This is a genomic window from Marivivens marinus (genome assembly GCF_035969385.1).
Taxonomy (GTDB): domain Bacteria; phylum Pseudomonadota; class Alphaproteobacteria; order Rhodobacterales; family Rhodobacteraceae; genus SELP01.
In genome coordinates this window covers 154,782-168,197 of record NZ_JAYKKJ010000006.1, presented here as the reverse complement: position 1 = coordinate 168,197, position 13,416 = coordinate 154,782, and the positions used below count along the sequence as shown (strand labels likewise).

Annotated in this window: 8 protein-coding genes; 5 read left to right on the top strand and 3 right to left on the bottom strand. The window is 63.8% G+C overall.

Features of this window, described 5'->3' with window-relative positions; genetic code table 11:
* The first annotated feature begins 73 nt into the window (after positions 1–73).
* Positions 74–1,867 carry an ABCB family ABC transporter ATP-binding protein/permease gene (locus U3648_RS11455; RefSeq protein WP_420859397.1) on the top strand — a complete coding sequence of 598 codons (1,794 nt, stop codon included), beginning with the start codon at positions 74–76 and terminating at the stop codon, positions 1,865–1,867.
* Between the two features lie 273 nt (positions 1,868–2,140).
* Entirely contained in the window at positions 2,141–2,794 is a 654-nt protein-coding gene (locus tag U3648_RS11450) for a TrmH family RNA methyltransferase (protein WP_420859360.1), read from the top strand.
* 81 nt (positions 2,795–2,875) lie between these two features.
* Here U3648_RS11450 and U3648_RS11445 read toward each other — a convergent pair whose 3' ends face one another.
* On the bottom strand, positions 2,876–6,631 hold the full coding sequence (locus U3648_RS11445; RefSeq protein WP_420859359.1) for an efflux RND transporter permease subunit: 3,756 nt from the start codon (positions 6,629–6,631) through the stop codon (positions 2,876–2,878).
* On the bottom strand, positions 6,628–7,983 hold the full coding sequence (locus tag U3648_RS11440; protein WP_420859358.1) for an efflux RND transporter periplasmic adaptor subunit: 1,356 nt from the start codon (positions 7,981–7,983) through the stop codon (positions 6,628–6,630). Before U3648_RS11440 ends, U3648_RS11445 begins: the two co-directional genes overlap by 4 nt.
* A 279-nt stretch (positions 7,984–8,262) precedes the next feature.
* Between U3648_RS11440 and U3648_RS11435 the strand changes: the two genes are divergently transcribed.
* From U3648_RS11435 to der, 3 genes are read left to right on the top strand one after another with little or no spacing between them, the layout of a single operon-like run.
* On the top strand, positions 8,263–8,934 hold the full coding sequence (locus tag U3648_RS11435; RefSeq protein WP_420859357.1) for a hypothetical protein: 672 nt from the start codon (positions 8,263–8,265) through the stop codon (positions 8,932–8,934).
* A gap of 39 nt (positions 8,935–8,973) precedes the next feature.
* On the top strand, positions 8,974–10,287 hold the full coding sequence (locus U3648_RS11430; RefSeq protein ID WP_420859356.1) for a PQQ-like beta-propeller repeat protein: 1,314 nt from the start codon (positions 8,974–8,976) through the stop codon (positions 10,285–10,287).
* A gap of 49 nt (positions 10,288–10,336) precedes the next feature.
* Positions 10,337–11,809 (top strand): ribosome biogenesis GTPase Der, encoded by a 1,473-nt coding sequence (der, locus tag U3648_RS11425; RefSeq protein WP_420859355.1) that lies wholly within the window; start codon positions 10,337–10,339, stop codon positions 11,807–11,809.
* A gap of 141 nt (positions 11,810–11,950) precedes the next feature.
* Here der and serS read toward each other — a convergent pair whose 3' ends face one another.
* Positions 11,951–13,243 (bottom strand): serine--tRNA ligase, encoded by a 1,293-nt coding sequence (gene serS / locus U3648_RS11420; protein WP_420859354.1) that lies wholly within the window; start codon positions 13,241–13,243, stop codon positions 11,951–11,953.
* Positions 13,244–13,416: the final 173 nt, after the last annotated feature.

Below are 13,416 nucleotides of genomic sequence, written 5' to 3'. Positions count from 1 at the left end.
CGCCGCCGCACCCGCCGCCGCCCAAGGCGCAACCCCGCCCGACCCAAAGCGCACGGAGGTTGACGAAGACCGGATGCGCGGCTGGCAGGTGATCCGCAAGGTCGGCCCCTACCTGTGGCCCGAAGGGCAGGGATGGGTGAAACGGCGGGTCGTGGGCGCGCTGTTGATCCTCGTTCTGTCCAAGGTCGTGTCGATCATCGTGCCGCAACTGTTCGGGATGTCGGTCGATGCTTTGGCGCCCGATGCATCGGGGGCGGGGATGCTGGCGGTCGGGGCGATCGGCCTGACCATTGCCTATGGCCTCGCCCGGCTGATGAGCGTCGGGTTCCAGCAATTGCGCGACGTGGTCTTTGCGCGGGTCGGGCAGCGGGCGCTGCGAATGTTGGCGCTGGAAACCTTTACTCATATTCACCGCCTGTCCCTGCGCTATCACATCACGCGCAAGACCGGTGGGCTGAGCCGCATTATCGAACGCGGGGTGAAGGGGGTCGATTTCCTGCTGCGCTTCATGCTGTTTTCGATCGGGCCGCTGGTGCTGGAGCTGCTGCTGATCGGGGTCATCTTCTTCGTGCAGTTCGATTTCTGGTACCTTGCCGTCGTCGCCGTGGTCATCGCGGCCTATGTGAAATTCACCTTCGCGGTCACCGAATGGCGGGTGAAGATCCGCAAGGAAATGAACGAACAGGACACGGACGCCAACCAAAAGGCGATCGACAGCCTGCTGAACTTCGAAACCGTGAAATATTTCGGGGCCGAAAAGTGGGAGGCCGACCGCTATGACCGGGCCATGGCGGGCTATGAGCAGGCGGCGTTGAAGACGAACTATTCGCTGGCCTTCCTGAACTTCGGGCAATCCTTCCTGATCACCGGCGGGCTGGTGGTTGTGATGATCCTTGCCGCGATGGGGGTGCAGGACGGCACCCTGACCGTGGGCGATTTCGTCATGGTCAACGCCTATATGATCCAGATCACCATGCCGCTGAACTTCCTTGGCACTGTCTACCGGGAAATCCGGCAGTCGCTGATCGACATGGGCGATATGTTCCAGCTACTGGAACAACCAGCCGAGGTGCAGGACAAACCCGGCGCGCGACCGCTTGAGGTGAGTGGCGGGGCGGTGACGCTGGACAATGTGTCCTTCGGCTATGACGCGGCGCGGCCCATCCTGAAGGGCGTGTCGCTGGAGGTGGGCGCCGGGCAGACCGTGGCGATCGTCGGGTCATCGGGATCTGGCAAATCCACCATCGGGCGGTTGTTGTTCCGGTTCTACGATGTGAACGGCGGCGCGCTGCGGATCGACGGGCAGGATCTGCGCGATGTGACGCAAGACAGCCTACACGCGCAGATCGGGGTGGTGCCGCAGGATACGGTCCTGTTCAATGACACCATTCGTTACAACATCGCCTATGGCCGCCCGGGCGCGACCGGCGCCGAGATTGAGGCCGTGGCCAAGGCCGCGAAGATCCACGACTTTATCCAATCCCTGCCCGAAGGCTATGATACGGCCGTGGGCGAACGGGGCCTGAAACTCTCGGGCGGGGAAAAGCAACGGGTCGGCATCGCCCGGACCCTGCTGAAGAACCCGCCGATCCTGTTGCTGGACGAGGCGACCAGCGCATTGGATACCGACACGGAGCGCGAAATTCAGGCGGAACTGAAGGCGATGGGGCAGGGGCGGACCGTGCTGACCATCGCGCACCGGCTGTCGACCATCGCCGATGCGGACCGGATCGTGGTGCTGGAAAAAGGCGAGATCGTCGAAGAGGGTCGGCACGACGAGCTGTTGGCGCAAGAGGGCCGCTATGCCCAGCTGTGGCACCGCCAGCAGGCCGAGGAAGACGCGGGCCTGACAGGCAAGGTGGGTTGAAACCCACCTTACCGCCCCAGGCGATCTGGCCTGTCAACTCTTCGGTTTGCGGCGAAGCCCCGGCATTCCTCGGACCGAGACCGTGCCAAAGCCGGGCTTAGGGCGAGAGGCCCTCGCCCCGCACGCCGCCATTTCCCCGATTTGGCAAATGGAGGGAAGCCAGAATATCCCGGCCTGGCTGTACTTGCTACTGCAGCCACTTGAAGTCATCGGCCACGTGCATGACTGGCACCTTGCACTTGTGCAAAAGCCCCTTTGGGATATGGTGCCGATATGCAAGACAAAGCACCCAAGAAGCAAAGAGCCTCGGTCCGAAAACGGGCTGACGCGATCAAGGAATTTCGGTGCAAGAACTTGATCGCGGTTATCGAAGACCCGGCAGACATCAAGAACATCGGAACCGTCATTCGAAACGTCAATGCACTTGGTGTTGAGAAGGCCTATGTTGTTGATCCTCGGAACTCACTGCCGAATGACTGGCAGGAGATGCGGGAGAGGAAGTCTTTGTCTTCGACATCTGTCTCTGCGGTGAAATGGACATTCGTAAAGCGGTTCGACAGTACAGAAGACTGCCTGAACCATCTGGAAAGCAATGGCTTTGTCTCCGTGGTGACTTCTCCACATGTCAAAGGAAAAACCAACGTCTACCTTCATGAAGGTGATTTCACGCAATTTGCAAAACTTGCAGTTTGGTTCGGAAACGAAAAGCGAGGCATCAGCGAAACTGCGATACACCGAAGTGCGATGTGCGTCGCCATCCCGATGTTTGGTATGATTGAAAGCCTGAACCTTGGCACGAGTTCGGGCATCGTTCTCTATGAAATTGCGAAACAGCGTCGCGAGTATCAGAGTCGATACAGGAATGCTGGGCGTAGGGGAGAACGCACTGACCCACTTCCAACAATCATGCCGCGAGACAACGTCTAGTACAGTATCGAGGCCTCTTTGAGATAGTTGAGGCCCAATTGATTGCGGGGCCGGGTGGTGGGTCGAGACCCACCTTACCGGTTACTCGGCGGCGCACAGCGGCGGTTTTTTCCCGGCGGGTTTTTCGGCCTCTGCCTTGGCAGGCTCGGGCTGGTTCGCGGCTTCCTGTGTCGGTTCCTCGGGCACCTCTTCCGGCGCGGGTTCCGGTACGGGCATCAGTTCGGGCGTCCAGATGATTTCCGGTGTCCGGACCCGCTTCGCCGCTTTGGACAGGGCCCAGTCGCGGGCGGCGCGGCTGGTCCGGCCCATCGACAGTTTCGCGGCCAGCATCGACGCCCATTCGGCATAGGTGGTCACCCAGACCCGCACCGCCAGCATCGAGGGCGTGAAGATCAGCGTCAGAAAGGTCGCGATCCCAAGGCCAAAAACGACCGCAGTGGCCAGCTGTTTCCACCACAGCGCCGTCGGGCTGTCGATGGAATAGCCGCCGTTCCAGAAATCAAGGCTGAGGCCGAACATCATCGGGGTCAGGCCCGCCATGGTGGTGATCGTGGTCAGAAGCACCGGGCGGATGCGGTCCTCGGCGGTGCGGGTGATCGCCTCGGTCCGGGGCATGTATTGCCGGTATTCCTGATAGGTGTCGATCAGCACGATGTTGTTGTTCACCACGATCCCAGCCAGCGCCACAATCCCGGTGCCGGTCATGATGACCGAGAACGCCTGATCCATGACCAGCATCCCGATCAGCACCCCGGTGGTAGACAGGATCACCGCGAGCAGCACGAGGACCGAGTTGTAGAAGCTGTTGAACTGGGCCAGCAGGATGATGAACATCAGCCCCAGCGCCCCCATGAAGGCGGTTTGCAGGAAGGCCGTGGATTCGCTCTGGTCGGCCAGATCGCCCGCCCATTCATAGCTGACCCCGGCGGGCAGGTTGCCCGGCGTGTCCAGCCACTCCTGGATGACCTCGATCCGTTCGTTGCCGTTGACCACCGCAAGCGTCAGGTCCCCGGCGGTCACCTGTGCCTTCAAACCTTCGTCGGCGTCATAATCGGCTTCGGGGATGATCCGGGAGGCGCCGGTTTCAGCATCGGTCAGCTTGACCAGACCGGTTTCAACCCCGGCTTTCACGTCGAAATACCGCTGTTGATCGATCCGGTTGATCTGGGCCAGCGTCGGCACCGGCGTGATGGTGATGAAGTTCGACAGGGGCACAAGGCCCGAAGCGGTCCGCACCTTGAGGCTCGACAGGGTCGACAGGACCTGATCCTCTTCCGGCAGGCGAACGCGGATCTCGATCTCTTCGTCCGAGGTGTCGACCCGCATCGTATCCAGAAGGATGCCGCGCGTCACAAGCTGCACCATGCCACCGACGGTGGCCACATCGGCCCCGAACCGGCCGGCCTTTTCCACGTCGACGCTGATTTCCCAGTCGATGCCGGGCAGGGGGCGGCTGTCTTCGGTCTGGGTCACAGCCTCCAGCCCGTCGAGGTAGTCACGAACGACCTGCGTGGTGTCGAGCAGTTCCTGCCAGTTGTCGCCCTTCAGGCGCAGGTGGATCGGTTTCACCGCGCCCGGACCCATCGCAAGGTTCAGGGTCTCGGTCCGGATGCCGGGGATTTGGCTGAGCCGGTCTTGCAGTTGGGCAATGATCACATCCCCGTCCAGATCTGTCAGAGGAATACCGGTTTCGCGGGAATAGGCAGCGCGGTCTTCCCACGGCACCAGTTCCAGCTGCAACTGCCCGATTGCATCGGTGGGGCCCGAGGCTCCGGCGGTATTCTGGTTCAGCCCGCCCGCACCGGCAAAGGCAAAGACGGTCTGCACGCCCGGCTGTGACAGGGCCACCTGTTCGGCCTGTGCCACCAGCGCGTCTTTCTCCTCAAGCGACAGGTTGCCGCGTGCCTGCACATAGACGATGGATTGCTCTGGTTCGTTTTCGGTGAAGAATTCGACGCCGTTGTTGTTCGCCCCAAAGTAAGTGAAGACCGAGATCACGAGGAAGGTGATCGCCCCGATCGACACCAGCGGCATGACGGGGTTGCCCGCGATGGCATGGATCACCCAGCCAAAGGGCGACCGGCGGTAGCCCGCCTTGATCCGCTTCTGCTGGCGGTTCAGCCGGATCGACCCCACGGTGATCGACACCATGATCGCGCCCAGCACGAACAGCGCCATGCCCGGAACAGAGGACCCGCCCCCGTCGGTCTGGCTTGCCGCGCCCGAGAAGTAACCCGGGTTCAGCGTCAGCATCGCGCCCGAGTAGGTCACGAATATCGATGGAATCACCAGAACCGCGCGCACGGCCCAGGGCAGGCGCGCGCGCAGGGCGTCGGAATAGCGGCCGAACAGGCGGCTCATCCGGCCGGTGACCCCGCCCATGACCGGCAGGTAGATCAAGGCCACCACCAGCGAGGCCGAGAGGACGAAGATGATCGTCACAGGCAGCATGCCCATGAATTCGCCTGCGACGCCGGGCCAGAACAGCATCGGCAGGAAGGCACAAAGCGTCGTCGCGGTCGACGACACGATGGGCCAGAACATCCGCTTGGCCGCGTCCACATAGGCGTGCATCGGGCCGATGCCTTCGCGGATGCGCTTGTCAGCGTATTCCACCACCACGATGGCCCCGTCCACCAGCATCCCGACCGCAAGGATCAGGCCGAACATGACGATGTTGGAAATCGACACGCCCATGACCGCCAAAAGGGCAAAGGTCAGCAGGAAAGACGTCGGGATTGCAAAACCCACCAGAAGCGCGGGCCGTGTGCCAAGGGCCGCAAGGACCACGACCATCACCAGCGCGATGGCGGTCAGGACCGAGCCTTCCAATTGGCTGACCATCGACGCCACGTTGCGGCTTTGGTCGTTCGAGGTGCCGACCTCGACCGCGATCTGCATGTTTTCGGGCCAGTCCGCGCGGGCTTCGTCCACCGCCGCGCGGATCATTTCGGCGGTGTCGATGACGTTGAACCCCTTCCGCTTGACCACCTGAAGGGCCACGGTGTTGACGCCGTTGAATCGGGCCGTGCTTTCGCGGTCCTCGAAGGTCAGGCGGATCGTGGCCAGATCGCCAAGGGTCACCACCCGGTCGCCATTGGTCTTGACCGGCAAGTTATAGACGTCCTGCGGTTCGTCGAAGGACGAGGGGATCGTAACCGCGAAAGTGCCCTGCGCACTGGATACCTCGCCCGCGGCGACCAGAAGGTTGTTCTGGGTGACGACGTTGATCAGCTCCCCGGCGGTGACGTTATAGGCCTCCAGCTTCAGCGGGTCGATTTCGACCAGAAGCATCTCGTCCCGCTGGCCGGTCAGTTGCGCCTTCAGAACCGGTTCAAGCCCTTCCAGCCGGTCCTGAAGATCCTTGGCAATCTGGATCAGGGTCCGTTCGGGCACGTCACCGGTCAGGTTGACGATGATGATCGGGAATTCGGAAAAGTTGATCTCGTTGATCGAATAGCTTTCGGCGCCCGACGGGAACGAGGCCTCGACCGCGTTCATCGCGTCGCGGACATCGGCCATGGCCTGCGATTTGTCCCAGCCGAACTCGAACTCAAGCGCGACACCGGCATAGCCTTCGGCGGCGGTCGCGGTCATGGTCTTCAGGTTGTCGAGATCGGCAAGCTCGGTTTCCATAGGCTTGACCAGCAGGCTTTCGGCGTCTTCCGCCGAAATGCCGGGGAAGGGGACCGACACGAATAGGGCCGGGATCTCGATATCCGGCTCGCCTTCTTTGGGAAGGCCGGTATAGGCGAACCACCCCGCCGCGATGGACAGGGCGATGAAGGCCAGAACCATCCGCGCCCGGGACGCGGCCCAATCTACGATACCGGTCATCCGTTCGCCTCGCGGTAGGTCGGGGCGACAACGACCCCGTCAATGACGAATTCCTGTCCGACAACAATCACGTCCACCGTCTCCGGCAGCCCGGTGACCCAAACCCCGTCTATTGTGTCACGCAGAAGCTCCACCTCGATGAAGCGGACAACGTTGCCCTCTTCGATGATACGAAGCCCCAATAGCCCTTCGTCGTTCAGGGTCAGTGCCGATTGCGGCAATAGGTGCGCCGACCGGCCCGCGGCGGCCACAAGGATATCCGCCGACTGGCCGTCCCGGATCGCAAGGTCGGGGTTGGGCACGCTCACCTCGACCCGGAAGGTGCGTGTGGTCGGATCGGCGGACCGGGAAATAAAGGTCACCTGCCCGCGCACCTCTTGTCCTGACACCAGCCGCGCACCTGCCATCGCGCCGACCTCGATCTTGGCGACGTCGGTTTCGGGAACGAAGCCCACCAGCTTGATCGGGTCCAGCTGCACGATCGTGGCGCAGGGGCTGCCCGGTTGCAGCAGCGCACCCAGTTCGGCAGCGTCGGTTTCCAGAAGGCCGGCAAAGGGCGCGGTGATCCGCAGCCGGTCCAATTCCTTTTCAGCGCTGGCAACCCCGGCTTCCGCCGACGCGATCCCAGCGCGGGCGCTTTCCTCTGCGGCGCGGGCACCTTCGATCCCGGCCTCGGCGCTGACGATCCCGGCGCGGGCCCCTTCAACCGCGGCCTGTGCGGATGTCACCCCGGCACGGGCTGCCGACAGGGCCGCCTCGGCATTGGCCAAACGGGTTTCCGATGCGAACCCGTCCTCGGACAGCTTTTCGGCGGCGTCATAATTGATTTGGGCCTCTTGCAGGCGGGCGCGGGCCTCTTCCAGCCGCGACTCCGCCTCGGTCAGGCGCGATTCCGCCTCGCCCCGGCGGGCCTGCGCTTCGGGCAGACGGGCCTGCGCCTCGGGAAGTCGCGACCGGGCCTCGGCCAGACGCCCCTGCGCTTCGGCCAGACCGGCGGCGCGGGTGCCGGGGTTTAATTCGCACAGCAGATCGCCCTCGGACACGCTTGCCCCTTTCCGCAGCGGATCGGAAATCACGAGGCCCGAGGTTTCGGCCCGCACTTCCACCTCGCGGGCGGCCTCGGTCTGGCCCCGCAGGATGACCGCGTTGTCAACTTCACGCGCCGAAGACGTTTGCACTACGACCTTGATCAGATCACCCTCGGCGACCTCTTCGGCAACGGCCTCCTCGGCCGCGACCTCGGGTTCCGCGCCATCCAGCCCCGCAAAGCCCAACAGCCGGTCACGTTCGAAAATACCAAGATAAAGGACAGCCGAGACTAGGATGGCGGTCAGGATGGGCATGATCTTCATGGGTGGTCGGACCTTTGACTTCGAAGCGGTGTTCACATGGGCGGTGGCTGACCGTTGACTTATGTCACTGGGGCCGAGTCGCAAGCGTTTGATGCATCCGATACGCTAAACTAACCGGTTCAGATTAGAGTTTTCATGAATTAGCGGCAAGGTGGCGCAGAGGTGCAACAGATTTGGGCGTTTGGCGGGGCGTGGCCGCGCGATGACGCGGGTCTTGGCATTGCCCGCCGCTTCACGATAAGACGGTCCCGAAGAATTGCCCGAGCGGAGAGTATTGGCGTGAGCAACCCCGAGAGCTTTATCGACGAAGTGACCGAAGAGGTCCGCCGAGACCAACTGTTCGCTTATTTCAAAAAGTACGGCTGGATCGCCGCCGTGCTGGTCGTCGGATTGGTCGGCGGCGCGGCCTGGACCGAATACCAGCGCGCCACAAGTGCTGCCGCTGCACAGGCCAAGGGTGACGCGATCTATGCCGCGCTTTCCGCCAATGAAAGTGCCGACCGGGTCGCGGCCCTGGCCGACCTGCCGTCGGGCGTGGCGACCGCCTTCTTGTTGGCCGCAGAACAACAGAACGCAGGCGACGCCGCCGCGTCGGCCGAAACGCTGCGCGCGCTTGCAAACGATGCAGAAGTCGCGCCGATCTACCGCGACATCGCCGGGTTCAAGGCCGTTCTGGCAGAGGTGGGCACGACCGCCCCCGCCGACCGGATCACCGCGCTGGAACCGCTGGCCCGCCCCGGTGCGCCGCTGTCGCTTCTGGCACAGGAACAGATCGCCCTAGCCCGGATCGAAATGGGCGAGGTTGACGCTGCCCTGGCCGATTTGCGGGCCATTCGCGAAGATGCAGGCGCAACGCGGGGCTTGCGCGACCGGGCCGGAGGCTTGATTGTGGCGCTGGGCGGCGAACTGGAACTGGCCAGCCCGGCAGAGGTTGCCGGAACCGACCAATAGCGGTTCGAAGTGGCGCATGGCCAAGAGGGGGCACAGGCAGTGACGATCAACAGGTTCTTTTCGACGGCGGCCCTTTCGCTGGTCTTGCTGGCAGGCTGCGCCGAACGCGATGTGATCCTGCCCGGTGAACGGGTCGATCTGCGCGAAGGCATGGTCGGCGCGCCTGAGGCCGCTGTGAACGAAACCCGCCCGCTGCGCCTGCCCGAGGCGACGACGAACGCTGATTGGACCCATCGCAACGGCGGCCCGACCCATGTGGCGGGGCACCCGGCGCTGGGATCGGCCCTGCAACTGGCATTTCAGGTCAACGTGGGCGAGGGCAACAGCCGTCGTGCCCGCATCACCGCCGATCCGGTGGTCGCTGGGGGCGTGGTCTATACGCTTGATTCCCGTGCCACGGTCACCGCGACCGGCACCAACGGCGCGGCGCTTTGGTCGCGCGATGTGACACCGGGCTACGACTCGACCTCCTCTGCCTCGGGCGGCGGTATTGCGTTTGCCGGGGGCACGTTGTTCGTGGCGACCGGTTTTGGCGAACTGACCGCGCTTGATGCGCAGACTGGGGCCGAGCTTTGGACCCAGAACCTTGACGCGCCGGGCGGGTCTGCCCCCACGGTGCGGGATGGGCTGGTCTACCTCGTGGCCCGCGACAGCCGCGCCTGGGCGATCGAGGCGGATACAGGCCGCATTCGCTGGACCATTGACGGCGCGCCCTCTGCATCCGGCTTCTCGGGTGGGGCCGGGGTGGCCGTGACCGATGAACTGGCCTACTTCCCCTTCCCCAGCAGCGAAGTTCTGGCCGCCTTCCCGCGTGGCGGCTTGCGGCGCTGGTCCTCGGTCGTGACCGGGCAGCGGCTTGGCAGCGCGGCATCGACCGTGTCCGATATCGCCGCCGATCCGGTGGTGGTTGGAAACCGTCTTTATGTCGGCAATTCCTCGGGCCGGGTGGTTGCGATGGAAGCCGCAACCGGCGACCGGCTCTGGACCGCGACCGAAGGGGCCGTCGGCCCAGTCTGGCCCGCGGGCGACAGCCTGTTCTTCGTCAATGACCGCAACGAATTGGTGCGGATGGATTCCGGCGATGGGTCGGTCGTCTGGCGGGTCCAAATGCCGACATTTGAAGAAGGCCGGGAACGGCGGCAAAAAACCCTCTACGCGCATTTCGGCCCAATCATCGCGGGCGGACGGGTGATCGTCGCCTCGTCCGACGGGGCGCTGCGGCAGTTCGATCCGGCCTCTGGTGCGCTGATCGGGCAGGTGGAAATCCCAGGCGGCGCTGCCTCCAATCCGGTTGTGGCGGGGCAGGTCCTGTATCTGCTGAACACGCGCGGCCAACTGCTGGCTTTCCGTTAGGCTGCGAATGGTATAGAGGGCGGGTCTGAATTTATCCGGACCCGCGACCATGACCTTTACCCTTGCAATCGTCGGCCGCCCCAATGTGGGCAAATCGACGCTGTTCAATCGCCTTGTGGGCAAGAAGCTCGCGCTGGTGGACGACCAGCCGGGGGTGACCCGCGACCTGCGCGAAGGGCAGGCGCGGCTGGGCGATCTGCGGTTCACGGTGATCGATTCCGCCGGACTGGAAGAAGCCACCGATGACAGCCTTCAGGGCCGGATGCGGCGGCTGACGGAACGGGCGGTGGAAATGGCCGATGTCTGCCTGTTCCTGATCGATGCCCGTGTTGGCGTCACCCCGACGGACGAGGTCTTTGCCGATATCCTGCGCAAGAAGAACGCCCATGTGCTGCTTGCGGCCAACAAGGCCGAGGGCCGCGCGGGCGAGGCGGGGCTGCTGGAAGCCTATGCGCTGGGGCTGGGCGAACCGATCCGCCTGTCGGCTGAACATGGCGAAGGGATGACCGACCTGTTGCAGGTGCTGATGCCGCTGGCCGATGAATTCGCCGAAAAGCACGCCAGCGAGGCCCCCGAAACCGATGTCGAGATCGACGAGGATGACGAGGATATGGGCCCGCGCGTGCCCACCCGGGAAAAGCCACTGCAAATCGCCGTGGTTGGCCGCCCGAACGCTGGCAAATCCACCCTGATCAACAAGATCATCGGCGAAGAACGCCTGTTGACCGGGCCAGAGGCCGGTGTCACCCGCGACGCGATCTCGGTTCAGACAGAATGGGTAGGCCGCGACGGGGACCCTGTCCCGATGCGCATCTTCGACACCGCCGGTATGCGCAAGAAGGCCAAGGTTCAGGAAAAGCTGGAGAAACTCTCGGTTTCCGATGGTCTTCGTGCGGTAAAATTCGCCGAGGTCGTGGTGGTCCTTCTGGACGTCGAAATCCCCTTTGAACAGCAGGACCTGCGCATCGCCGACCTTGCCGAGCGAGAGGGTCGGGCGGTCGTGGTGGCCGTAAACAAATGGGATCTGGAGGATGAAAAGCAGGACAAGCTGAAAGACTTGCGCGCCTCCTTCGAAAAGCTTCTGCCGCAGTTGCGCGGCGCGCCGTTGGTCACCGTGTCGGCCAAGACGGGCAAGGGGCTGGACCGGCTGCAGCAGGCGATCATGAAGGCCCATGATGTCTGGAACCGCCGCGTGACCACCGCCCAGCTGAACCGCTGGCTGATCGGCATGCTGGAACAGCACCCGCCGCCCGCGCCACAGGGCAAGCGGATCAAGATGCGCTACATGACCCAGGTGCGGACTCGCCCGCCTGCGTTTGTCGTGATGACGTCGCATCCCGACAAGGTGCCGGATAGCTATTCCCGGTATCTTATCAACGGGTTGCGGGACGATTTTGACATGCCCGGCACGCCGATCCGCCTGTTCCTGCGCGATCAGGGTGACAAGAACCCGTTCAAAGGCCGCAAGAACAAGCAGCCCTCGCGGCTGAAGAAGCACCTGGGCAAGGGCGAGAAAAAGTAGCCACAAACAAACTATGCCCCAAGCTGACCGCGGGTGGCGCGGAACGCGCCGCCCTGGGGGGCGGTCGGCGCGTGGCCTTCCTTGCAGAAGGCCGGAGTTGCAGGAGTGGATGAAAAAAGGGGGCCGCGGCCCCCTTTACTGTCAGACCATCTGGCCTTCTGCCGTGATCCGCGTCTTGCCCCGCAGGTAGGGGTGCAGCGCGGCGGGCAGGGCGACCGACCCGTCCTCTTGCTGCCCGTTCTCCAGCACCGCGATCAGCGTCCGGCCCACGGCCAGCCCGGACCCGTTCAGCGTATGCACGAACTGCGGCTTGCCGCCATCGGCAGGCTTGAACCGGGCGTTCATCCGGCGGGCCTGATAATCCCCACAGGTCGAAACCGACGAAATCTCGCGGTAGGTGTTCTGCCCCGGCAGCCAAACCTCGATATCATGGGTGCGGCGGGCGCCCGCGCCCATGTCGCCGGTGCACAGGACGACCGTGCGGTAGGGCAGTTCCAGCGCCTCAAGGATAGCCTGGGCACAGCCGGTCATCCGGTCGTGTTCCGCCTCGGACTGGTCGGGGTGGGTGATCGACACCATCTCGACCTTCTCGAACTGGTGCTGGCGCAACATGCCGGATGTATCGCGGCCCGCGCTGCCGGCCTCAGACCGGAAACACTGGGTATGGGCAACGTAGCGGCGGGGCAGGGTGGCCTCGTCAACCGTGTCGCCGTTCACGATATTGGTCAGCGTCACCTCGGCCGTGGGGATCAGCCACCAGCCGTTTGTGGTCTGATAGCTGTCCTCGCCGAATTTGGGCAATTGCCCGGTGCCTACCATCATATCCTCGCGCACCAGCACGGGGGTGATGGTTTCCGACAACCCGTGGTTTTCGACATGAAAGTCGATCATGAACTGCGCCAGCGCCCGGTGCAGACGCGCCATCGCGCCGTTCAGCAGCACGAAGCGGCTGCCCGACAGTTTCGCCGCGGTCTCGAAATCCATGCCGGGTTTTGCGGCGGGGATCTCGTAATGCTCGACCGGGTCAAAGGCGAAATTGCGCGGCGTGCCCCAGCGGCGGATTTCCACGTTGTCGGCCTCGTCCGCGCCATCGGGCACGTCGTCATAGGGCAGGTTCGGGATGCCCAGAAGAAGGTCGGTCAGGGCCGCGTCCTTTTCCTTGGCTTCCTCGGTCATGCGGGCAATCTCGGCCTTCTTTTCGGCCACCAGCGCGCGCAGGCGCTCGAATTCCGCCTCATCCCCCCGGGCCTTGGCGGCGCCGACCTCTTTGGAGGCCTTGTTCTGTTCGGCCTGCGCGGTCTCTGCGGCGTGGATCAGGGCGCGGCGGGCCTCGTCCAGCGCGAGGATCTCGGACGACATGCCCGCGATCCCACGACGAGACAGCGCCGCGTCGAAAGCGGCGGGATTGTCGCGGATGGTGCGGATGTCATGCATGGGTCCGGTCCTTTGATGTGTTTTTCAGATGGGCGCGCTTATGCACGGATTTGGCAGGACGGGGAAGGGGGGATGAAGGGGCGCGACGGTTGGCCCCCGGATGGTCCGGGCGACCAGCCCGGACCGCGCCCGTCCCGCCCCTCGGGCGGGCGTATGGCGATGGCGCAGGAAAA

Coding starts and splice junctions, on each gene's coding strand:
- U3648_RS11455 (WP_420859397.1), top strand. CDS start 74: ATGCGCGGCTGGCAGGTGATCCGCAAGGTCGGCCCCTACCTGTGGCCC.
- U3648_RS11450 (WP_420859360.1), top strand. CDS start 2,141: ATGCAAGACAAAGCACCCAAGAAGCAAAGAGCCTCGGTCCGAAAACGG.
- U3648_RS11445 (WP_420859359.1), bottom strand. CDS start 6,631: ATGACCGGTATCGTAGATTGGGCCGCGTCCCGGGCGCGGATGGTTCTG.
- U3648_RS11440 (WP_420859358.1), bottom strand. CDS start 7,983: ATGAAGATCATGCCCATCCTGACCGCCATCCTAGTCTCGGCTGTCCTT.
- der (WP_420859355.1), top strand. CDS start 10,337: ATGACCTTTACCCTTGCAATCGTCGGCCGCCCCAATGTGGGCAAATCG.
- serS (WP_420859354.1), bottom strand. CDS start 13,243: ATGCATGACATCCGCACCATCCGCGACAATCCCGCCGCTTTCGACGCG.